The 19522-nt window shown below is 72.5% G+C and carries 20 protein-coding genes and 1 tRNA gene; 12 read left to right on the forward strand and 9 right to left on the reverse strand.

The genetic code is table 11. The annotated features are described in order from the left end of the window. Window positions 1–56: 56 nt before the first annotated feature. From AB0K17_RS19315 to AB0K17_RS19325, 3 genes are all read right to left on the reverse strand, one after another. Complete coding sequence (locus tag AB0K17_RS19315) at window positions 57–1346, reverse strand: hypothetical protein (protein WP_365983637.1); 1290 nt, start codon at window positions 1344–1346, stop codon at window positions 57–59. Window positions 1347–1418: 72 nt separating this feature from the next. Next, on the reverse strand, window positions 1419–1757 hold the full coding sequence (locus AB0K17_RS19320) for a hypothetical protein (protein WP_365983638.1): 339 nt from the start codon (window positions 1755–1757) through the stop codon (window positions 1419–1421). 205 nt (window positions 1758–1962) lie between these two features. Next, on the reverse strand, window positions 1963–2238 hold the full coding sequence (locus AB0K17_RS19325; protein WP_365966762.1) for a hypothetical protein: 276 nt from the start codon (window positions 2236–2238) through the stop codon (window positions 1963–1965). Window positions 2239–2486: 248 nt separating this feature from the next. Here AB0K17_RS19325 and AB0K17_RS19330 point away from each other — a divergent pair, with 248 nt between their 5' ends. Next, complete coding sequence (locus AB0K17_RS19330; RefSeq protein ID WP_365983639.1) at window positions 2487–3197, forward strand: rhomboid family intramembrane serine protease; 711 nt, start codon at window positions 2487–2489, stop codon at window positions 3195–3197. A gap of 3 nt (window positions 3198–3200) precedes the next feature. Here AB0K17_RS19330 and AB0K17_RS19335 read toward each other — a convergent pair. Both AB0K17_RS19335 and AB0K17_RS19340 read right to left on the reverse strand, forming a co-directional pair. Continuing rightward, window positions 3201–3272: transfer RNA gene (locus AB0K17_RS19335), tRNA-Cys, on the reverse strand. Window positions 3273–3355: 83 nt separating this feature from the next. Further along, on the reverse strand, window positions 3356–4225 hold the full coding sequence (locus AB0K17_RS19340; RefSeq protein WP_365983640.1) for an alpha/beta hydrolase: 870 nt from the start codon (window positions 4223–4225) through the stop codon (window positions 3356–3358). 88 nt (window positions 4226–4313) lie between these two features. On the opposite strand from AB0K17_RS19340, the gene AB0K17_RS19345 reads away from it, so the two are divergent. From AB0K17_RS19345 to AB0K17_RS19365, 5 genes are all read left to right on the forward strand, one after another. After that, window positions 4314–5219, forward strand: a complete 906-nt coding sequence (locus AB0K17_RS19345; RefSeq protein ID WP_365966759.1) for a LysR family transcriptional regulator — start codon at window positions 4314–4316, stop codon at window positions 5217–5219. Between the two features lie 144 nt (window positions 5220–5363). Beyond that, the gene (locus AB0K17_RS19350; RefSeq protein WP_365966758.1) at window positions 5364–5948 is read left to right on the forward strand and encodes a cysteine dioxygenase family protein; all 585 of its coding nucleotides are present in this window, start codon (window positions 5364–5366) and stop codon (window positions 5946–5948) included. Beyond that, a complete protein-coding gene (locus AB0K17_RS19355) occupies window positions 5945–6970 on the forward strand; it encodes a putative sulfate exporter family transporter (RefSeq protein ID WP_365983641.1) in 1026 nt (341 codons plus the stop codon). Before AB0K17_RS19350 ends, AB0K17_RS19355 begins: the two co-directional genes overlap by 4 nt. Before the next feature lie 216 nt (window positions 6971–7186). Beyond that, entirely contained in the window at window positions 7187–8554 is a 1368-nt protein-coding gene (locus AB0K17_RS19360) for an MFS transporter (protein ID WP_365983642.1), read from the forward strand. 167 nt (window positions 8555–8721) lie between these two features. Beyond that, complete coding sequence (locus AB0K17_RS19365) at window positions 8722–10512, forward strand: DEAD/DEAH box helicase (RefSeq protein ID WP_365966755.1); 1791 nt, start codon at window positions 8722–8724, stop codon at window positions 10510–10512. Between the two features lie 55 nt (window positions 10513–10567). On the opposite strand, the gene AB0K17_RS19370 is transcribed toward AB0K17_RS19365, so the two are convergent. Beyond that, window positions 10568–11554, reverse strand: a complete 987-nt coding sequence (locus AB0K17_RS19370; RefSeq protein ID WP_365983643.1) for an LAETG motif-containing sortase-dependent surface protein — start codon at window positions 11552–11554, stop codon at window positions 10568–10570. Between the two features lie 294 nt (window positions 11555–11848). Here AB0K17_RS19370 and AB0K17_RS19375 point away from each other — a divergent pair, with 294 nt between their 5' ends. Together AB0K17_RS19375 and AB0K17_RS19380 are read left to right on the forward strand one after the other, a co-directional pair. Then, window positions 11849–12490 (forward strand): helix-turn-helix domain-containing protein, encoded by a 642-nt coding sequence (locus tag AB0K17_RS19375; RefSeq protein ID WP_344434559.1) that lies wholly within the window; start codon window positions 11849–11851, stop codon window positions 12488–12490. A 101-nt stretch (window positions 12491–12591) separates the two neighbouring features. Beyond that, window positions 12592–13386: a S16 family serine protease gene (locus AB0K17_RS19380; protein ID WP_365966754.1), complete on the forward strand. Its 795-nt coding sequence runs from the start codon at window positions 12592–12594 to the stop codon at window positions 13384–13386. A 12-nt stretch (window positions 13387–13398) separates the two neighbouring features. Here AB0K17_RS19380 and AB0K17_RS19385 read toward each other — a convergent pair whose 3' ends face one another. Continuing rightward, window positions 13399–13863: an Lrp/AsnC family transcriptional regulator gene (locus tag AB0K17_RS19385; RefSeq protein ID WP_344434557.1), complete on the reverse strand. Its 465-nt coding sequence runs from the start codon at window positions 13861–13863 to the stop codon at window positions 13399–13401. Between the two features lie 124 nt (window positions 13864–13987). Here AB0K17_RS19385 and hppD point away from each other — a divergent pair, with 124 nt between their 5' ends. Both hppD and AB0K17_RS19395 read left to right on the forward strand, forming a co-directional pair. Then, complete coding sequence (gene hppD / locus AB0K17_RS19390; protein ID WP_365966753.1) at window positions 13988–15130, forward strand: 4-hydroxyphenylpyruvate dioxygenase; 1143 nt, start codon at window positions 13988–13990, stop codon at window positions 15128–15130. A gap of 164 nt (window positions 15131–15294) precedes the next feature. Continuing rightward, window positions 15295–16704 carry an FAD-linked oxidase C-terminal domain-containing protein gene (locus AB0K17_RS19395; RefSeq protein ID WP_365983644.1) on the forward strand — a complete coding sequence of 470 codons (1410 nt, stop codon included), beginning with the start codon at window positions 15295–15297 and terminating at the stop codon, window positions 16702–16704. Between the two features lie 31 nt (window positions 16705–16735). Here AB0K17_RS19395 and AB0K17_RS19400 read toward each other — a convergent pair whose 3' ends face one another. Next, window positions 16736–17152 carry an SsgA family sporulation/cell division regulator gene (locus AB0K17_RS19400; protein ID WP_365966751.1) on the reverse strand — a complete coding sequence of 139 codons (417 nt, stop codon included), beginning with the start codon at window positions 17150–17152 and terminating at the stop codon, window positions 16736–16738. A 194-nt stretch (window positions 17153–17346) separates the two neighbouring features. Between AB0K17_RS19400 and AB0K17_RS19405 the strand changes: the two genes are divergently transcribed. After that, window positions 17347–18564: an RDD family protein gene (locus AB0K17_RS19405; RefSeq protein WP_365983645.1), complete on the forward strand. Its 1218-nt coding sequence runs from the start codon at window positions 17347–17349 to the stop codon at window positions 18562–18564. Between the two features lie 100 nt (window positions 18565–18664). Continuing rightward, window positions 18665–19189 (forward strand): RDD family protein, encoded by a 525-nt coding sequence (locus AB0K17_RS19410; RefSeq protein ID WP_365966749.1) that lies wholly within the window; start codon window positions 18665–18667, stop codon window positions 19187–19189. Here the strand turns inward: AB0K17_RS19410 and AB0K17_RS19415 are convergent. Continuing rightward, a complete protein-coding gene (locus AB0K17_RS19415) occupies window positions 19175–19438 on the reverse strand; it encodes a hypothetical protein (protein WP_365966748.1) in 264 nt (87 codons plus the stop codon). The two genes, AB0K17_RS19410 and AB0K17_RS19415, sit on opposite strands and share 15 nt — an antisense overlap. Window positions 19439–19522: the final 84 nt, after the last annotated feature.

The following is a 19522-nucleotide window of genomic DNA, read 5'->3' on the forward strand; positions in this document are numbered from 1 at the left end:
TCTCCGCCCCGGAGGTGCGGGACGCGCTCGTGATCGGGATCCGGCTGCTGCGGCGGTCAGCCGGTTCGGCCGGCCGCCGCCTGCCGGTCGCGCCGTAGTGCCAGTCGAACCAGTCCCCGTACCGGTCGCGCCAGTGCCACCGCCAGCCCCGCCAGCGGCAGCACCAGCAGCAGGCTCTGGATCAGGGCCGAGGCCAGGCCCAAAGCCTGGTTGCCGGGCGCGGTGTCGGCTGTCGTCAGCAGCCAGGAGATGTGCTGCCAGTCCGCCGCGAGCAACTCGGGCAGGTTGATGAGCACCATGCCCAGTTGCAGGACGATCGCCGGGATCAGGACCAGGACCCACGCCGCCACCACGATCTGCGGGCCGCGTTTGAGGGCGGCGAGGCAGCCGTCCTCGTCGGGGCGGCGCAGCAGCACACGCTTCAGGATGGGCGCGATGTATTTGAAGAGGTCGGGGATGCCGATCAGGTCCGCGACGATGTAGTAGCCGTCGAAGCGGAGCGTGGGCAGCAGTTGCTGGATCATTTCCAGGTGGACGGAGAGGACCGCCACCAGGAGCGGCTGGAAGCCCGTACAGGCGTAGGCGCCGAGCAGTCCCAGTACGAAGAGGGCGTTGAAGTGGACGCCGCCGAGGTCGGCGCGGATGCGGCCGGCGCGGCCGAGGCGGTACGAGTTGGTGATGTCGGTGTAGAAGGCCGGCCAGACGAGGTAGATGCCGCAGCCCATGGCCCCTGGGCGTACGCCGCCGTAGCGGCACGCCGCGCCGTGGCCCATCTCGTGGAAGACGCACGACGCGATGGCCAGGAGGAGGACGAGCAGGACGCCGGCCGGGTCCGTGAGTGTGGTCTGCAGGGCGGCGCCGGTGTCCTGGGTCGTCCACAGCCAGGTTTCGCCGGCCACGAAGGCGGCGACGGCCAGGGCGACGAGAAGGGGGCGGAAGAGCCAGGCGAAGAGGCCGGAGAGGAACCAGGTGATGTTTTCCGGCAGGACCGCGACCCGGAAGCGGAAGGCGAGAAAGGGATCGCTCTTGGCCGTGGGCGGAGGCGGCGAGCCGTCGCTGTAGGTGGTGATGCCGAGCGGCGCGAGCTTCTTGTCCAGGAGAAAGGCGATGTGCTCCTCGGCGAATTCCCGCCCCGTCTCGTTGCTGAGGTCCGCGGCCACCTGGGCGGTGCTCGTGCTGCCTGCGGCGAGTGCCTTGGCAACCTGGTACAGCAGCGGGGGCAGGCGTACGAGCTGCCCGTCGGGGCGGCAGACGAGCTGGGGTGGTTCGCGGTAGCCGGACCCCTCGAACTCGCCGACCAGTTCGGTGCCGGCGACCAGCGTGGGGACGGAGGGCAGGGTCGTCATGGTCGGCTCTTCCCGGGATCCACGATGAGGGGGGAAGGGCCGGCGGGAGCTCCCGGCCCTTCCCGGCGGCGGTCAGTGGCTGGAGATCGCCGCGGGCGTGCAGGTCACGTTGCTGGCCGGGTTCTCGGAGCCCAGGCCGAGGCTGCCGAACAGGCCCGGGGTCCCCTGGCGGTCGATGGACTGGCAGGACGAGAGGATCGTGGTGCCGTGGTCGTGCGGTACGGGGGCGAACACCCCGCCGCCCGAGGCCGCCGAGGAGCTGGCGCCGGACGCGGCGCCCGCGCCCGTACCGTCACCCGGTCCGGCCGCGAGGCGTCCGAACGGGCTGGCGACGATGCCCATGACCGTGCGCTCGGGGAGTACCTCTCCCGCAATGTCGGCGAGTTCCTCGAAGCTGACGGCGTTGTTCATTCCGTTCCCCTTTCTCTGGTTTCCGCACTCCGGTCACCCGGTACGCCGGCACGGCGTACCGGGCAGTTCGTCCTCGCGCGATGTCCGCTTCCGTTGCGCATGCCCGTCGGGGAATCGGCACGAGAACGAGTTCTGGGGTTCCCTGGCAGGGAGTGAAATGGACAGGGAGTGAAATGGATACGGGGGTAGGCGGCCGGTGCAGTGATCAGTGGGTCGAAATGGCCGCGGGAATGCAGGTGGTGGTGTAGCCGGGGTTGCTGGGGGCCAGCCCCAGGGCGACGAGGAGCGCCGGACCGGCGGGGTTCTGCCGGTACTGGCAGGCGTAGGCGACCGTCGCACCGTGCTCGGTTCTGACCAGCGTCGGGTACACCGGCTGATCGCTGCCGCCGGCCACCGGTGCCACGCTCGACAGCGCGATGCGCGGGGGAAGTTCCTCACCCTGCAGCTGCTCGAGCTCGCCGAAGGTCACGGCGGGTCCCATCGCGTGCTCCCTCCCTCTGGGACGCCGGCGCACGGCTGCGGCCGGGGCTCCGACATCCCTGCGTGAGGTTAGCGGCGAATAGGAATACCCGACACGTCATCAATCCGCTGATCACCCGGTCGTGAGGAGGGGTGCCCCGGAAGGGTGGAGATATGGAGATGCTCTGACGCGTGTGGCGAAAACCGTGTCAGGAGAGGAACACGTGCCCGGTTTCGTACCAGCCCACAGGGCCGCCGTAACCTACGCGGATGAGCAGGAGAGCGGCAGTGGTCCCCGTGGACGCGGAGCGGATGGTGGCGGAGGCGCGGAGGGCGTTCTTCGTCGTGGTGGGGTTGCTGGCGGTCGTGTGGGCCGTGCAGGTGGTCAACTGGGGGAGCGGGTACGAGCTGGGGCGGGAGTTCGCCGTCGTGCCCGGTGAGGTCGGGCGGTTGCCGGACGTGCTCGTGGCGCCGTTGCTGCACTGGAGCTGGGCGCACATCGAGAGCAACTCGGGGCCGCTGTTCGTGTTCGCCTTCCTTGCCGCCTACCGCGGAGTGGCCCGGTTCCTGGGGCTGACGGTGCTGGTCGCCGTGGCGAGCGGGCTGACCGTGTGGTGTCTGGAGCGGGCGAACTCCGGGACCGTGGGGGCCAGTGGGCTGGTCTTCGGGTACTTCGGGTACGTGGTGGTGCGCGGCTTCTTCGACCGGCGGCTCGTCGACAGTCTCGTGGGCGTCGTCATGGGCGCCTCGTACGCCTATCTGCTCACTCTCGCCGTGCCGGGCACCCCGGGCGTCAGCTGGCTCGGGCACCTCGGTGGGCTCGTGGGGGGCCTGCTCGGCGGGTGGGTCTTCCGGGACCGGCGCAAGGACCGCAAGGAAGAGGGCCGTAACGAAAAGGTCCGTAAGGAAGAAGATCCGGAGCCCGCCGGCCGTCCCCGGGCCGACCTGCACCGGGAACTGCGCGATCTGGGGCTGCTGTAACAGAGGCCGTGACTGGAATCGAACCAGCGTAACTCGCTTTGCAGGCGAGCCCCTGAGCCACTCGGGCACACGGCCAGCGTTCGTGAGACCACCGTAGGGGTGGCCTCGGGCGGCCTCAAGGGTTGCGGCCGGGCTGTCACTTTGCGGACATGCGGCCGTCACAGTCCCAGCGGGGTGCGCAGGAAGTCGTCCACCAGGGGCCGGAAGAGGTCCGGCTCGTCGACCCACGGGTAGTGGCCGACGCCGTGCAGGGGGCGCAGGGTGCCGTGGTGGAAGGAGGCGGCGACCGCTTCGCCCGCGCGCATGCCCGTGACGGCGTCGAGGTCGCCGGTCACGACGAGGACGGGGGCGGGCAGCTCGCGCAGGGCGTGCAGGATCTGCAGGCGTACGGTCTCGTCCACGCCCTGCCAGAAGCCTGCGCGGGGGACGGGGTTGAGCTGGTCGGGTTCGCCGGCGGCGTGGGCGCGTTGCGGGGCGTCCCAGCGGCCGTACGCCATCGGGGCGGCGCGCAGCAGGAGGGAGCGGACCTCGGCGAGGTCGCCGGCGTCGGGCAGGGAGTGGACGGCGACGTAGGCGTCGACCCACCAGGGTTCGCCGGTGCGGGATTCGAAGATCTCCTCGGCGTCGGTCGGCAGTTCCCCCTGCAGACGGGAGCCGGGGGTGACGAGCACCAGGTGGCTGAGGCGGTCGCCGTGGGCGGCCGCGTACGCCTGGGCGGTGGCGCAGGCGGCGTCGTGGGCGAGCAGGGCGAAGCGTTCCAGGCCGAGGTGGGCGCGCAGGGCCTCCAGGTCGCGGGCGAGGGCGGGGAAGGCGTACGCGGCCGGGTCCCCGGCCGGCGGGGAGGCGCCCGTGCCGCGGCTGTCGGGGACGACGAGGGTGTGGTGGGCGGCGAGACCGCCGAGGTCGCCGAGGTAGGCGGCGTCGCGGCCGGGGCCGCCGGCCAGGCAGAGCAGGGGCGGTCCGCCGGAGTCCTCGCCGAGGATCCGGTAGCTCAGCTCCGCCGAGTCGTATGAGGTGTAGTGCGGCATGGGTCCACCATGACGGATATGTCCAGCGATCCAGAAGCAACTCCCGAGTACCCCCGCGCCTGTCCCAAATTCCGCTTATGATTCCGGCGTGTTCGACTCGCGGCACATCAAGACCTTCCATACGGTGGTCACCGCCGGGTCCTACTCCGCCGCGGCCCGCGCCCTGGGCTACACCCAGCCCGCCGTCACCCAGCAGATGAAGGCCCTGGAACGTGCCGTGGGCACCCCGCTGTTCACCCGCGTCGGGCGGCGGATGCGGCTGACCGAGGCGGGCGAGGCGCTCGCCCGGCATGCCGGGATCATCCTGGAGAGCATTGCGGCCGCACAGCGGCAAATGAGCTCCCTGACCCGGCTGCGTGCCGGACGCGTACGGGTGTGCGCCTTCCCCAGCGCCGGTGCGACCCTCGTCCCCGAGGCGCTGGCCCGCCTGAGCGCCGAGCACCCCGGCGTCCGCGTCGAGCTGCAGGAGGGCGAACCGCCCGACTCGCTCGGCCGGCTGGTGCGCGGCGAATGCGACATCACCCTGGCCTTCACCTATCCCGGCCTGCACGAACAGGTGCCCGCGGAGCTCGCCGAGATACCGCTGTTCGAGGACCAGCTCACCGTCCTGCTGCCCGTCGGGCATGCCCTCGCCCGCCGCCGTGCCGTCAAGCTCGCCGACCTCGCCGGCGAGCGCTGGATCGCCGGCTGCCTGCGCTGCCGGGCCAACCTCCTGCACGAGTGCGCCGAACAAGGATTTGCACCTGACATCGCCTTCACCACCAACGACAACCTCGTCGTGCAGTCGCTCGTCGCCGAGGGGCTGGGCGTGGCGATGATGCCGGGGCTCGTGCTGTCGTTCCTGCGGCACGACCGCATCACCGGCCGGGCCCTGGACCCGGCCTCCCGCCGCAAGGTCGCCGCCTACGTGCTGCGCGAGCACCTGCGGATCCCCGCCACGGCGCTGGTGCTCGACGAGGTACGGGCCGCGGCCGCCCGCCGCGTCGGCTGCTGAAGTCGTAGGGCCATGCTGATGTCGCAGGGCCCCGCACGTGCGCCCGCCGTCCATAAGTGCGCCCGCCATCCATAAGCCGGTGTTGGCATCACGGCAAGAAACCGTCGTTGGACCCGGGGGAACCACCGGGGCGATCCTCCTGGCATGACCACCCACGCCGCCCCCCGCACCCTCCCGGTGACCACCCGCATGGCGCGGCTCGTCGGCGAGATCGGGGACACCGTGGCCCGGGGCCTGGCCCCCGACACCACGGCGTACCTCGTCGGCGAGCGCCTCGCCCCCCACCTCGGTGCCCCCGACCTGCTCACCGCCGAGCAGTGCCGGGGCGACGCCCACCGCTACCGCCAGCACGTGCTGCACGCCGAGCGCGACGGCAGCTTCTCCGTCGTCGCCCTGGTCTGGCTGCCCGGCCAGCACACCGCCGTCCACGACCACGTCTCCTGGTGCGTCACCGGCGTCCACCTCGGCCGGGAGAGCGAGCGCCGCTACCGGCTCGTCCCCGACGGCCCCACCGCCCGCCTCGTCGCCACCGGGGACGTCGTCAACCGGCAGGGCGACGTGTGCGGCTTCGCCCCGCCCGGCGACATCCACCGGGTCGGCAACGCCTCGACCTCCGTCGCGATCTCCCTGCACGTCTACGGCGCCGACGTCCTGCGCCTGGGCTCCAGCGTGCGCCGCGTGTACGACCTGCCGGCGGACGAGCGCCGGGCCGGGGGCACGTCGCCGTGACGGTCACCCAACAGCAGGTACGCACGTACCCGGTCGCCGGCTCCCGCTCGCTGCGCCCCGGGCTCGCGCTCGCCGCCGCAGGGCCCGCCCTGGCGTGGACCGTGCACCGGCTGCTGCCCGGCGTACCCGTGCTCACCGCGGCCGTCGTCCTCGGCGTCGCCGCCGCCCACCTGCCCGGCGTACGCGACGTCGTGCGCGGCAGCGCCCGGCCGGGCCTGGCGTTCGCCGGCAGGAGGCTGATGCGCGCCGGCATCGTGCTGCTCGGCCTCGGACTGGGCTTCGGCGACGTCCTCGCCCTCGGCTGGACCACCGTCGTCATGGTGCTCGCCGTCGTCGCCGCGACCTTCGCGGGGACGCTGTGGCTGGGCCGCCGTCTGGGCCTGCCCGGCGACCAGCCGCTGCTTGTCGCGAGCGGGTACGCGATATGCGGCGCCTCGGCCATCGGCGCGGTCGGCGAGGCGGCCGGCAGCGACGAGGAGGACGTCGCCACCTCCGTCGCCCTGGTCACGTTGTGCGGCACGCTGGCCATCGCCGTCCTGCCCCTGCTGCAACACCCCCTCGGCCTGGACGCGGCACGGTTCGGGCGCTGGACGGGCGCGAGCGTGCACGACGTCGGCCAGGTCGTGGCCACCGCGCAGACCGCCGGGGCGGCGGCGCTGGGGCAGGCCGTCCTCGTCAAGCTGCTGCGGGTGGCGCTGCTCGCACCGCTCGTGGCGGCGGTGGCGGTGGCCCTGCGCAGGCGCGGGAGGACGACGGCCGAGCGGCCGGCCGTACTGCCGCTGTTCGTGCTCGGCTTCCTTCTCATGGCCGGCCTGCGCACCACCGGCCTGGTGCCCGGCACGGTCCTGGCCGTGGCCCGGCACGTGCAGGAGCTGCTGCTCGCCGCGGCCCTCTTCGGCCTGGGCAGCGCCGTGCACCTGCCCTCGCTGGCCCGCACGGGCGGGCGGGTCGCCGCCCTCGGGCTGGGCGCCTGGATCGTCGTCGCCGGGCTGTCGTACGGAGGCGTCCTGCTCACGACGTGAGGGAACGCCTGGCCTGCGAGTACGCCTGTGCCCCAGCGGACGAGCGGCTCAGGAGCCCGACAGCTCGGTCATCGCTCGGTCATCGCTCGGTCGTCCCGGCGCCGGAAGGACCGTGGACCGAGCCCCGGCCCGACCACGTGACTAGATCGCAAGGCGGAGTGGATCTCGGGCCCGCGACAGGGGTCAAACCGGCCTTCGCCTCTTACTCTGAAGGCCATGACCACCACCGCCGATGCCATAGCCGGACGGTCCGCAGCGGACACCGAGGACGGTGTTCTCGGGCGCCGGTACCGCGCCCTCACCCTCGGCATAGTCTCCGTCGTCTCCCTCATCGCCTTCGAGGCCAGCGCGGTGAACACCGCCATGCCGGTCGCCGCCCGCGCCCTGGACGGCATCGGGCTGTACGCCTTCTCCTTCTCCGCCTTCTTCACCGCCAGCCTGTTCGCCATGGTGCTGTCGGGGGAGTGGTGCGACCGCGCCGGACCGCTCGCACCGCTGTTCGGCGGCATCGCGGCGTTCGGACTCGGGCTGGTGGGCGCGGGCTCCGCCCAGCAGATGTGGATGTTCGTCGCCGCGCGCGGCGTGCAGGGCGCCGGCGGCGGACTGGTGATCGTCGCCCTGTACGTCGTCGTGGGCAGGGCCTACCCCGAACGGCTCCGGCCCGCGGTCATGGCCTCCTTCTCCGCCGCCTGGGTCGTCCCCGTCATCGTCGGCCCGCTGGTCGCCGGCAGCGTGACCGAGCACCTCGGATGGCGCTGGGTGTTCCTGGCCATCCCCGTACTGATCGTGCCGCCGCTGATCGTGATGCTTCCGGCCCTGCGCCGGCTGCCCGCCGGCGACCGCAGCGAGCGGCTCGACCGGCGGCGCATCCTGCTGGCCCTCGCGGTCGCCGCGGGAGCCGGACTGCTGCAGTACGCCGGACAGGACCTGCGCCCGCTCTCCGCCGTACCGGCGGTGCTGGGGCTGGCCCTGCTCGCACCGGCCGCGCTGCGGCTGCTGCCGCGCGGGACGTTCCGGGCCGGACGGGGACTGCCGGCGGTGGTGCTGCTGCGCGGCATCGCGCAGGGGTCCTTCCTGGCGGCGGAAAGCTTCGTCCCGCTGATGCTGGTCAGCGAACGCGGGCTCTCGCCCACGCTGGCCGGCCTGTCGCTGACCGGCGGCGGACTGAGCTGGGCACTGGCCTCCTTCACCCAGAGCCGGTCGTGGGTCGAGCCGCACCGCGAGCGCCTGGTCGTCCTCGGCATGAGCCTGCTGGCCGCGGCCATCGCCCTCACCCCCACCGTGCTGATCGGCGCCGTGCCGGCCTGGACGGTGGCCGTGGCCTGGGCGATCGGCGGCTACGGGATGGGGCTGACGATCTCCAGCGGCGCCGTGCTGCTGCTGCGGCTGTCACGGAAGGGCGAGGAAGGCGCGAACTCGGCGTCGCTGCAGGTCTCGGACGCCCTCGGCAGCATCGTGCTCGTCGGCGTGGCCGGGGTGCTCTTCGCCCTCGGCGGGCGGGCCTTCGTGCCGGTGTTCGCGCTGGCGGCGGGATGTGCGCTGGTCGGTGCCTGCGTGGCGACGCGGCTGCGGCCGCGCGGGTAGGGCGTGGAGGACGGGCGGGACGGGCAGGACGGGGCACGGGCCCGCCACGCACCGTGTTGTGACCTCGGTCCCACCGCCGGGTGAGGAGGGCCGGTCGTACCCGGTCGCCCCCGCCGACGCGGTTAGGCTGACGCGGTTGCCGATCGCCGAGCCAGCCGACGGAGACCGTGACTACCACCACCGCCCATCACCATCTCTCGCCCGCCTTCCCCGGCCGGGCCCCCTGGGGTACCGCCAACAAGCTGCGCGCCTGGCAGCAGGGCGCCATGGACAAGTACATCCAGGCGCAGCCGCGCGACTTCCTCGCCGTCGCCACGCCCGGCGCCGGCAAGACCACCTTCGCGCTCACCCTGGCCTCCTGGCTGCTGCACCACCACGTCGTCCAGCAGGTGACGGTCGTCGCCCCGACCGAGCACCTGAAGAAGCAGTGGGCCGAGGCCGCCGCCCGCATAGGCATCAAGCTCGACCCGGAGTACAGCGCGGGACCGCTGGGCCGCGAGTACCACGGCGTCGCCGTCACGTACGCCGGTGTGGGCGTACGGCCCATGCTGCACCGCAACCGCTGCGAGCAGCGCAAGACGCTCGTCATCCTCGACGAGATCCACCACGCCGGCGACTCCCGCTCCTGGGGCGACGCCTGCCTGGAGGCCTTCGAGCCGGCCACTCGCCGCCTGTGCCTGACCGGAACGCCCTTCCGGTCCGACACCAACCCCATCCCCTTCGTCACGTACGAGGAGGGCAACGACGGCATCCGCCGCTCCTCCGCCGACTACACCTACGGCTACGGCAACGCCCTCGCCGACGGCGTCGTGCGGCCGGTGATCTTCCTCTCCTACAGCGGCAACATGCGCTGGCGCACCAAGGCCGGCGACGAGCTGGAGGCCCGCCTCGGCGAGCCCATGACCAAGGACGCGGTCTCCCAGGCCTGGCGCACCGCCCTCGACCCGCGCGGCGACTGGATGCCCAACGTGCTGCGCGCCGCCGACCGCCGCCTGACCGAGGTGCGCAAGTCCATCCCGGACGCGGGCGCCCTCGTGATCGCCTCCGACCAGGACTCGGCGCGCGCCTACGCCAAGCTGCTGCGCGAGATCACCGGCGAGGGGCCCACGGTCGTCCTCTCCGACGACTCCGGCGCCTCCCAGCGCATCGACGACTTCTCCGCAGGCGACTCCCGGTGGATGGTCGCCGTCCGCATGGTGTCCGAGGGCGTCGACGTGCCGCGCCTCGCGGTCGGCGTGTACGCGACGACGATCTCCACGCCCCTGTTCTTCGCCCAGGCCGTGGGCCGCTTCGTGCGCTCCCGAAGGCGCGGCGAGACCGCGTCCGTCTTCCTGCCGACGATCCCCATGCTGCTCTCCTTCGCCAACGAGATGGAGGCCGAGCGCGACCACGTCCTCGACAAGCCCAAGAAGGAGGGCGAGGAGGAGGACCCGTACGCCGAGTCCGAGAAGGAGATGGACGAGGCGAACAAGCAGCAGGACGAGGACACCGGCGAGCAGGACATGCTGCCGTTCGAGGCCCTGGAGTCCGACGCCGTCTTCGACCGCGTGCTCTACAACAGCGCCGAATTCGGCATGCAGGCCCACCCCGGCAGCGAGGAGGAACAGGACTACCTCGGCATCCCCGGCCTCCTCGAACCCGAACAGGTCCAGCTGCTGCTCCAGAAGCGGCAGGCCCGGCAGATCGCCCACAGCCGCCGCAAGCCCGACGCCGAGGCCGACCTGCTGGAGATCCCCGCCGAACGCCGACCGGTCGTCACCCACAAGGAACTGCTGGAACTGCGCAAGCAGCTCAACACGCTGGTCGGCGCCTACTCCCACCAGAGCGGCAAGCCGCACGGCGTCATCCACACCGAACTGCGACGGGTGTGCGGCGGCCCCCCGACGGCGGAAGCGACGGCGGGACAGCTCACCGAGCGCATCACCAAGGTGCGCGAGTGGGCCACGCGGATGAAGTGACGCAAGATTGTTCGAAGGGCCCCGGACGCGCCTCGCGTCCGGGGCCCTTCGTGCGTCACGCCTGCTCGGCGGCCGCGGAGCGGCGACGCCGCGTCGCCACGACGAGGCCGGCACCCGCGGCGATCGCGACCGCACCGGCCACGCCGATCCACGGCGTGGCGGGGTCCGAACCGGTAGCGGCCAGCTGACCGCTCGCGCTGTTGGAGCCGGATCCGCTGGCGCTGTTGCCGCCGGAGGACCAGCCGCTGCCGGACGAGGCGGAGGCGCTGGCGCTGGCGGAAGCCGACGCGGTCGGCGAGGCGGAGGCGGTCGCCGTCGGCGAAGTGGAGGCCGTCGGCGACTTCGAGGTGCCGGAGGTCGGCGTCGTCCTGCCGGTGGCAGTGGGCGAGGCGTTGCCGGTCGGCGCCGTGTCGTCCTTGGCGGCCTCGATGGCGAAGCGCTGCTCGCCGAAGAACTCGGGCTTGCCCGTCTGCTCCACGCGGAAAGTGGCGTCGTGCGCCGGGACCTGCTTGCCGAAACGCAGTCTCAGGTCGAACGTGACCGTGTCACCCTTCGGCACCACGTACTCACGGAGGTTGGTGGAGAGGCTGGAGGAACGTCCCTGCTGATCACCGGTGCCCTGCGTCGGCTTCAGTTTCGGGCTCGGCCAGGTGGCGTCATGAATCTGGTATTCCAGTTCGGGCGCGTACTGCTCGACCTTGCCGGCCTCGGCCTTGGCCGGAACGTAGAGGGCCTGCGGTTTGAATGCCTCATCCTTGTCGCCGTACTTGTTGTCGAACGTCACGTGGATGACGGTCCACTCGTCGGCGCCCGCCTTGAAGGCCTTGGGGATGCCGGACAGCCGAACCGGGTTGAAGGCCTGCGTGGCCTTGTCCTTGCCCGCGTCCGTCGTCCCCGTCGTCGTCTGGTTCGTCTGCGTCGTCTGCTCGGTCGTCTGTCCCGCCGTGGCCGGGGCGTCGGCGGCGGTGGCCGGCGCGGCCAGGAAGAGGGCCGGGGTGATGACACCGGCCGCCACGATCGTGGCTATTCGGGAAATCTGCATGGCGATCACACTAAAGCCCCTGCAACGTCAACGGCCCCCTGGATCGCTGCACTCACGGCGTCCAGCCCGTGAAATGCCCTGCGCCCTGCCCGGATTGTGGGCAGACTCTTCCGCTGAGCGGACCGGCGGCGCTACCGTGCCGGTCACGCACACGCCCCGTGGCAGCGCCGCCGCGGAGCGCAGCCGGAACATGCGTCAAGCCGCCGGCGGCCTCTTCTCGCGCGCTGCCGGACGGGACCGGCCGGCGCAACCCCACCGTGACGAGGGGCCGCCTCTCATCGGAGGAGGGGCGTCGTGACCGCGGAGACTTCGCAGACGCTCGACAGAGGGCTCAGAGTCCTCAAATTGCTGGCCGACACCGATCATGGGTTGACCGTCACCGAGCTGTCCACCCGGCTCGGGGTCAACCGGACCGTCGTCTACCGGCTCCTGGCCACCTTGGAGCAGCACGCGCTCGTGCGCCGCGACATCGGCGGGCGGGCCCGGGTGGGGCTCGGGGTGCTGCGGTTGGGCCGGCAGGTGCATCCGCTGGTGCGGGAGGCGGCCCTGCCCGCGCTGCGGGCCCTGGCCGAGGACGTCGGGGCCACCGCCCATCTCACACTCGTCGACGGCACCGAGGCGCTCGCGGTGGCCGTCGTCGAGCCGAGCTGGACGGACTACCACGTCGCGTACCGCACCGGGTTCCGTCATCCCCTGGACCGCGGTGCGGCCGGCCGGGCGATACTCGCCGCCCGCAGGGGCGAGGTGGACAACCCCGGGTACGCGCTGACCCATGGCGAGCTGGAGGCCGGGGCCAGTGGTGCGGCCGCGCCGCTGCTCGGCGTCTCGGGCATCGAGGGCAGCGTCGGCGTGGTCATGCTCGCCGACTCGGTTCCGGACCGGGTCGGCGCCCGGGTGATGGCGGCCGCGAAGGAGGTGGCGGACGCCCTGCGCTAGGACCTGGAAGGCACGCTCACCGTGCGGTGGACGGGTTTCACCCCCGCCCGTCCACCGGCACCGGTAGGGCGGTCGTCCGTGCGGTGAAATAGGGTCGCAGCATGCCAGCTGCTCGTACCTCGTCCCGCCGGGCCCTCGCCGTGTGCGGCGTTCTCGTCGTCGCCCTGTTCGCCGTGGTCGCGCTCGCTCCTCTGCCGTTCGTCATCGCCCAGCCGGGCACGACGACCGCGAACGTGCTCGGGGAGCACAAGAGCAAGCCCGTGATCACCATCAGCGGTGCGCCGACGCGCCCGACGACCGGGCAGCTGCGCATGACGACGATCGAGGCCACCGGGCCGGACACGCAGATCCGGCTGGGTGACGTGGTCGAGGGCTGGTTCCGCACCGACCGGGCCGTGATGCCGCGCGAGGCGGTCTACCCCTCGGGGCAGTCCGACCAGGAGATCGCGCAGCACAACGTGGCGGAGATGAAGAAGTCGCAGGACGCGGCCGCCGACGCCGCCCTGCGCTACCTGCACCGCTCGCCGAAGGACGTCAAGGTCGAGCTGAGTCTGGCGGACGTCGGCGGGCCGAGCGCGGGGCTGCTGTTCTCCCTCGGCGTGGTCGACAAGCTGGCCGGTGACGGCCGCGGCGGCGACCTGACGGGCGGCCGTGTCATTGCGGGCACCGGCACCATCACCCCGGAGGGCGAGGTCGGCGCGGTGGGCGGCGTCTCGCTGAAGACGCAGGCGGCCGCCCGGGACGGTGCCAAGGTCTTCCTGGTGCCGAAGGGGGAGTGCTCGGACGCGAGCGCGGAGCTGCCCAAGGGCATGCGGCTGGTGCCGGTCACGACGCTCGACCAGGCGGTGGCGTCCCTGAAGGCGCTCAAGGACGGCGGGCGCGTCCCCACCTGCTGACCGGCCCGCGCCTCAGTCCTGCGAGGCCTGCCGCACCAGCGGGATGATCCGCAGCGGCACCGGGTTCTCCATGACGATGGCCGTCGAGGCGCGCACGATGCCCTCGAAGGCCACCACCTTGTCGATCACCCGCTGCAGGTCGGCGTTGGAGCGGGCCACCAGCCGGCAGAGCATGTCGCCGTGCCCGGTCGTGGTGTGCAGCTCCAGTACTTCCGGCACCGTCGCGAGGTGGGTGCGCACGTCCGCACCCTGTCCCTGCTTGATCTCCAGCGTCGCGAAGGCGGTCACCGGATAGCCCAGCGCCGCCGGGTCCACGTCGGGGCCGAAGCCGCGGATGACGCCCTGCGACTGCAGCCGGTCCAGGCGCGCCTGCACCGTGCCCCTGGCCACGCCCAGGCGCCGGGAGGCCTCCAGGACCCCGATGCGCGGCTCCTGCGCGAACAGCTCGATCAGCCGGCCGTCCAAACGATCGATCACCCTCGCCCACCTCTCGTGGTCATCCTGCACAGATCGCCCGCATTACCGGGGGCGTCACTGCGCACATTGCCCAGGGAAAACGCAAAGTATTGCGCACCTTGCGGTTCGGAGAGACCCTGCGGCCATGACTCAGACCACGGATCACGCCCCGCACACCGCTCGGCAGGCCGACCCCTTCCCGGTCAAGGGGATGGACGCGGTCGTCTTCGCCGTCGGCAACGCCAAGCAGGCCGCGCACTACTACTCCACCGCCTTCGGCATGAAGCTGGTCGCCTACTCCGGACCGGAGAACGGCAGCCGGGAGACCGCGAGTTACGTCCTGGAGTCCGGCAACGCCCGGTTCGTGTTCACCACGGTGATCAAGGCCGCCACCGAGCACGGCCGCTTCCTGGCCGCGCACGTCGCCGAGCACGGCGACGGCGTGGTGGACCTCGCCATCGAGGTGCCCGACGCCCGGGCGGCGTACGCGTACGCCGTCGAGCACGGCGCCACCGGCCTGACCGAGCCGCACGAGGTGAAGGACGAGCACGGCACCGTCGTCCTCGCCGCCATCGCCACCTACGGCAAGACCCGGCACACCCTCGTCGAGCGCTCCGCCTACAGCGGCCCGTACCTGCCCGGCTTCGCCGCTGCCCGGCCGATCGTCGAGCCCGGCCCCCGCCGCTTCCAGGCCATCGACCACTGTGTCGGCAATGTCGAGCTCGGCAAAATGGACGAGTGGGTGGGCTTCTACAACAAGGTGATGGGCTTCACCAACATGAAGGAGTTCGTGGGCGACGACATCGCCACCGAGTACTCCGCGCTCATGTCGAAGGTCGTCGCCGACGGCACCCGCAAGGTGAAGTTCCCGCTCAACGAGCCGGCCATCGCCAAGAAGAAGTCGCAGATCGACGAGTACCTCGAGTTCTACGGCGGCCCCGGCGTCCAGCACATCGCCCTGGCCACCAACGACATCGTGGCCACCGTTCGTGCCATGCGGGAAGCCGGCGTGCAGTTCCTCGACACGCCCGACTCGTACTACGACACGCTCGGCGAGTGGGTCGGCGAGACCCGCGTGCCCATCGACACGCTGCGCGAGCTGAAGATCCTCGCCGACCGCGACGAGGACGGCTACCTGCTGCAGATCTTCACCAAGCCGGTCCAGGACCGTCCCACCGTCTTCTTCGAGATGATCGAGCGGCACGGCTCCATGGGCTTCGGCAAGGGCAACTTCAAGGCCCTCTTCGAGGCCATCGAGCGCGAGCAGGAGAAGCGCGGCAACCTCTAGCCTCCCGGCGGGGTTCGAAGGGGTGCAATCGTTTCGGCTGCGGGCCGGCCGTGGGCCGGTCGCGCCCACGCGGCGCAGCTGCACAACGCAGCCGGGCAACGCAGCCGCCTCGCGCCCCTTCGGGGCGCTTCCCCTGCGGAGGCGTGCGATGACAGGCTGAGCCCATGGGTGATCTCATCGATCAGTTGCGCGCCGGACTCCCCGCCGAAGCCGTCGTCACCGACCCCGATGTCACGGCCTCCTATGCGCACGACATGGCGAGCCTCTGCGCCGCCGGCGCGCCCGCCGTGGTCGTCCTGCCGCGCACCGTGGAACAGGTGCAGCACGTGCTGCGCACCGCCACCGCGCTGCGCGTGCCGGTCGTCCCGCAGGGCGCTCGTACGGGGCTGTCCGGGGCGGCCAACGCCGTCGACGGGTGCATCGTGCTGTCCCTCGTCAAGATGGACCGCATCCTCGAAATCGACGCGGTCGAGCGCATTGCCGTCGTGGAACCGGGCGTCGTCAACGCCGACCTCTCCCGCGCGGTGGCCGAGCAGGGCCTGTACTACCCGCCGGACCCCTCCAGTTGGGAACAGTGCACCATCGGCGGCAACATCGGCACCGCCTCCGGCGGCCTGTGCTGCGTCAAGTACGGCGTCACCGCCGAGTACGTCCTCGGGCTGGACGTCGTCCTCGCCGACGGCAGGCTGCTGCGGACCGGCCGACGCACCGCCAAGGGTGTCGCCGGCTACGACCTCACCCGCCTGTTCGTCGGCTCCGAGGGCAGCCTCGGCGTGGTCGTACGGGCCGTGCTCGCCCTGAAGCCCGCACCGCCGCAGCAGCTGGCGCTGGCCGCGGAGTTCCCCTCCGTCGCCGCCGCCTGCGAGGCCGTGCGGCAGATCATGGCGGGCGGGCACGCGCCCTCCCTGCTGGAGCTGATGGACCGCACCTGTGTGCGGGCCGTCAACGCCCTGGGGAACATGGGTCTGCCGGAGAGCACCGAGGCCCTGCTGCTGGCCGCCTTCGACACCCCCGACCCCGCCGCCGACCTGGCCGCGGTCGCCGAGGTGTGCACGCGGGCGGGCGCCACCGAGGTCGTACCGGCCGAGGACGCCGCCGAGTCCGAACTGCTGCTGCAGGCCCGCCGCATGGCCCTGCCCGCCCTGGAACGGCTGCGGCCCGCCACCATGATCGACGACGTGTGCGTGCCCCGCTCGGCGCTCGCGGACATGCTGCAGGGCACCGAGGCCATCGCCCGCGAACACGACCTGACCATCGGCGTGTGCGCCCACGCCGGGGACGGCAACACCCACCCCGTCGTCTGCTTCGACCCCGCCGACCCCGAGGAGGCCCGGCGCGCCCGGGCCTCCTTCGACCGCATCATGGCCCTCGGCCTGGAGCTCGGCGGCACCATCACCGGGGAACACGGCGTGGGGCTGCTGAAGAAGCAGTGGCTGGCCGAGGAGGCCGGGCCGCTGGCCATGGAGCTCCAGCGGGGCATCAAGGCCGTCTTCGACCCCCTCGGCCTTCTCAACCCCGGAAAGGTGCTCGACGTTGCCGCCCCTCACCCCATCGGGTTCCCCACCCCCGCGTGAGGCGCACCCGAAGGAGCCCTTCCGCCCGCGGCTAGGCCCCGGAGGCCAGCAGCTCGCGCAGCTTCTCGTCGAGGGACAGCCAGGCGCGCTCCTCACCGGGCGGCACGGCCCGCAGCGTGCGGTCCAGCCATGCCGAGACCGCCCGTGCCGGCGCCCTGAGCAGGGCCGTGCCGTCGGGAGAGGACAGCGCGACGCAGACCACCGCGCGGTCCCCGTCGCGCCCGGGGAAGATGCGCACGTCCCCGGCGCCGGTTGCCCGGAACACCCCCTCGACCAGCAGGTCTCTTGCGAACGTCCAGGTCACCGGTTGCCGGGAGGTGATGTGGAAGGTCAGGTGGACGGCGTACGGGTCGGCCGTCCGGTAGGTCAGCCGGGACGGTACGGGGATGCTGCGCTCCGGCGACAGCACCAGGTCGGTCTCCAGCTCTCGTTCCACCACGGTGTGCATGAGTGCGCCCTCTCTGCTCGGGGATCAGCATTTCCCCAGAGGGCGGAGGGCGCGATTCATGACGCGACTTCCGGCCATCGGTACGGTTCGCACGTGTGAGTGGTCCGCCGCGGGTGCGTCACGCAGGGCGGGGCGGTCTGGTAGACCTGGTGACCACCCAAGTACGGCCGAGCAGATACGGGACACCGGAGACCATGAGCGCACCCACCTCGGGATCCGCTGACAGCAGCCCCCCGCAGGGGTACTACCCGGACCCGTCGATCCCCGGCTACATCCGTTACTGGAGCGGCACCGCCTGGGTGCCCGGCACCAGCCGGCCCGCGCCCGCCGAGGGCGAGCCGATGCCCGCGCCGCCGCCCTCGGCGGTCGTCGCGCCGCGCCCGGCACCGCCCGCGCCCGCCACCCCCCGCGGGGCGGAGGAGACCGGTCCGGTGTTCCTCGACGAGGAGCCCCCCGCGGCGGCGGCCGGCGCGGCCCCGGCCACGCCGGCCCTGCCCCGGGCCCGCGACCCGCGCCTGGCCGAACTGCCCGTCAAGGAGCCGCTGCGGCCCGCGCGGCAGCCCCCGCAGCGCCCCGAGGCGGCGGCCGCCGCCGTGGAGAGCGGCCAGGGCACCCTGGACCTGCGTCCCACGGCGCCCGGTGCCGCCCCCGCCGCCTCGCCCGTCCTCCCGCCCACGCCGGTGACGGCGGCTCCCGTGGCCTGGCCCGACCGGCGCGCCCAGGAGCCGGCCGCCGCGCCCGCCGCCCCGGTGGAGGCCGAGGCCGCCGGGCTGCCGGCCCGGCGCCCGGAGTCCGCGCCCGTGCCCCGGCAGCAGCAGCCCGTGGGCTGGGCGCAGCAGGTGCAGCAGCTGGCCCAGCAGGCGCCGCCCGGGGCGCCGTGGAAGCCGGTCGTGGACGACCCGTTCGTGCGGGCCGCGCAGGAGGCCCAGGCCCGGCCGGCCGGGCTGGGCCGGCGGCTGGCCGCCCGGCTGCTGGACACGGTGGTGTTCGGCGGCGTGGTCGGCGCGGTGGCCGTGCCGCTGTGGGCGAAGTCGGTCGAGCACATCGACGAGAAGGTCGAGCAGGCGCGGCAGACGGGGCGGACGGTGACGGTCTGGCTCCTCGACGGCACCACCGGCACGTACTTGGCCGTGGTGCTGGCCGTGCTGTTCGTCGGCGGTCTGCTCTACGAGGCGCTGCCCACCGCGAAGTGGGGGCGGACGCTGGGCAAAAAGCTCTTCAAGGTGCGCGTGGTGGACATCGAGTCGCACGACGCGGCGGGCTTCGGCGCGGCGGTGCGCAGGTGGCTGGTGTACGGGGCGCTGGGGGTGCTGGTGATCGGCGTGCTGAACGTGCTGTGGTGCGTCTTCGACCGCCCCTGGCGGCAGTGCTGGCACGACAAGGCGGCCCGTACGTTCGTGGCGAGCGGCTGAGCCGGCCGCCCGGCCGCGTGCGCCCACCCGCCGGGGGCGCAGACCCCCGAACGGCGGCCGGTCGGATGCGACGGACACCTCGGCACGGTGTACTCGGGCCATGAGCACGGAGCCGCCGCCGTTCCCGCCACCGCCGCCCGCCCCGGGCCCGGCCGATCCCCTGGCCGGCATGCCGCCGCTGGGCAACCGCTTCAGGCGGCTGGTCGCCCGCATCATCGACGGGCTCCTGATCAGCGTTCCGATCAGCGTGATCTACACGTTCGCCACCTGGAGCCAGGACTACGACGCCTGGGACTGGCGCAACGACCAGGGCCGTTCGACCTCGTTGTCGATCATCGTCGCCGTCGTCTACTTCCTCTACGAGGGGCTGATGCTCTCGGCGCGCGGCCAGACCGTGGGCAAGATGGCGATGAGGATCCGGGTCGCGATGCTCGACAACGGCGCGATCCCGCACGGCAGGCCGGGCTGGACGCGCGCGGCGGTGTACTCGCTGCCGGAGGTCATTCCGTGCTGCGGCTTCGTCTTCTGGCTGGTCAACGTGTTGTGGTGCACCTGGGACGAGCCGTACCACCAGTGCATCCACGACAAGGCCGCGAAGACGGTGGTGGTCTCAACCGTGCAGTGAGGCGGCCGGCGTGCGCTGGTCGGCCAAGGCCCCCTGGGCGGCCGGGCGTCGGCGGCGGTCGCGCCGTGACCTCGTACGCCGCGGGGACGGTACGAGGAGGGCCACGACGACCCCCAGGGCGAGTGCGGCCAGGGCGATGACGCCCAGTGCGGCGCCCGGGGCGCCCGGTGCCAGCAGCAGCATGGCCAGGGCGGCGCAGACGACGGTGGCCGATCCGTACGCGATCTGTGCAGGAGCCGGACGCGGCATGGCGGGATCCGTCCTCAAGGCATCAAAGGCGTCAGCGGACAGGGGAGGAGATCGAGTCGCTGGTACGTACCCCTGGTATGTACC

It is taken from the genome of Streptomyces sp. NPDC049585 (assembly GCF_040675615.1).
GTDB lineage: Bacteria > Actinomycetota > Actinomycetes > Streptomycetales > Streptomycetaceae > Streptomyces > Streptomyces luteosporeus.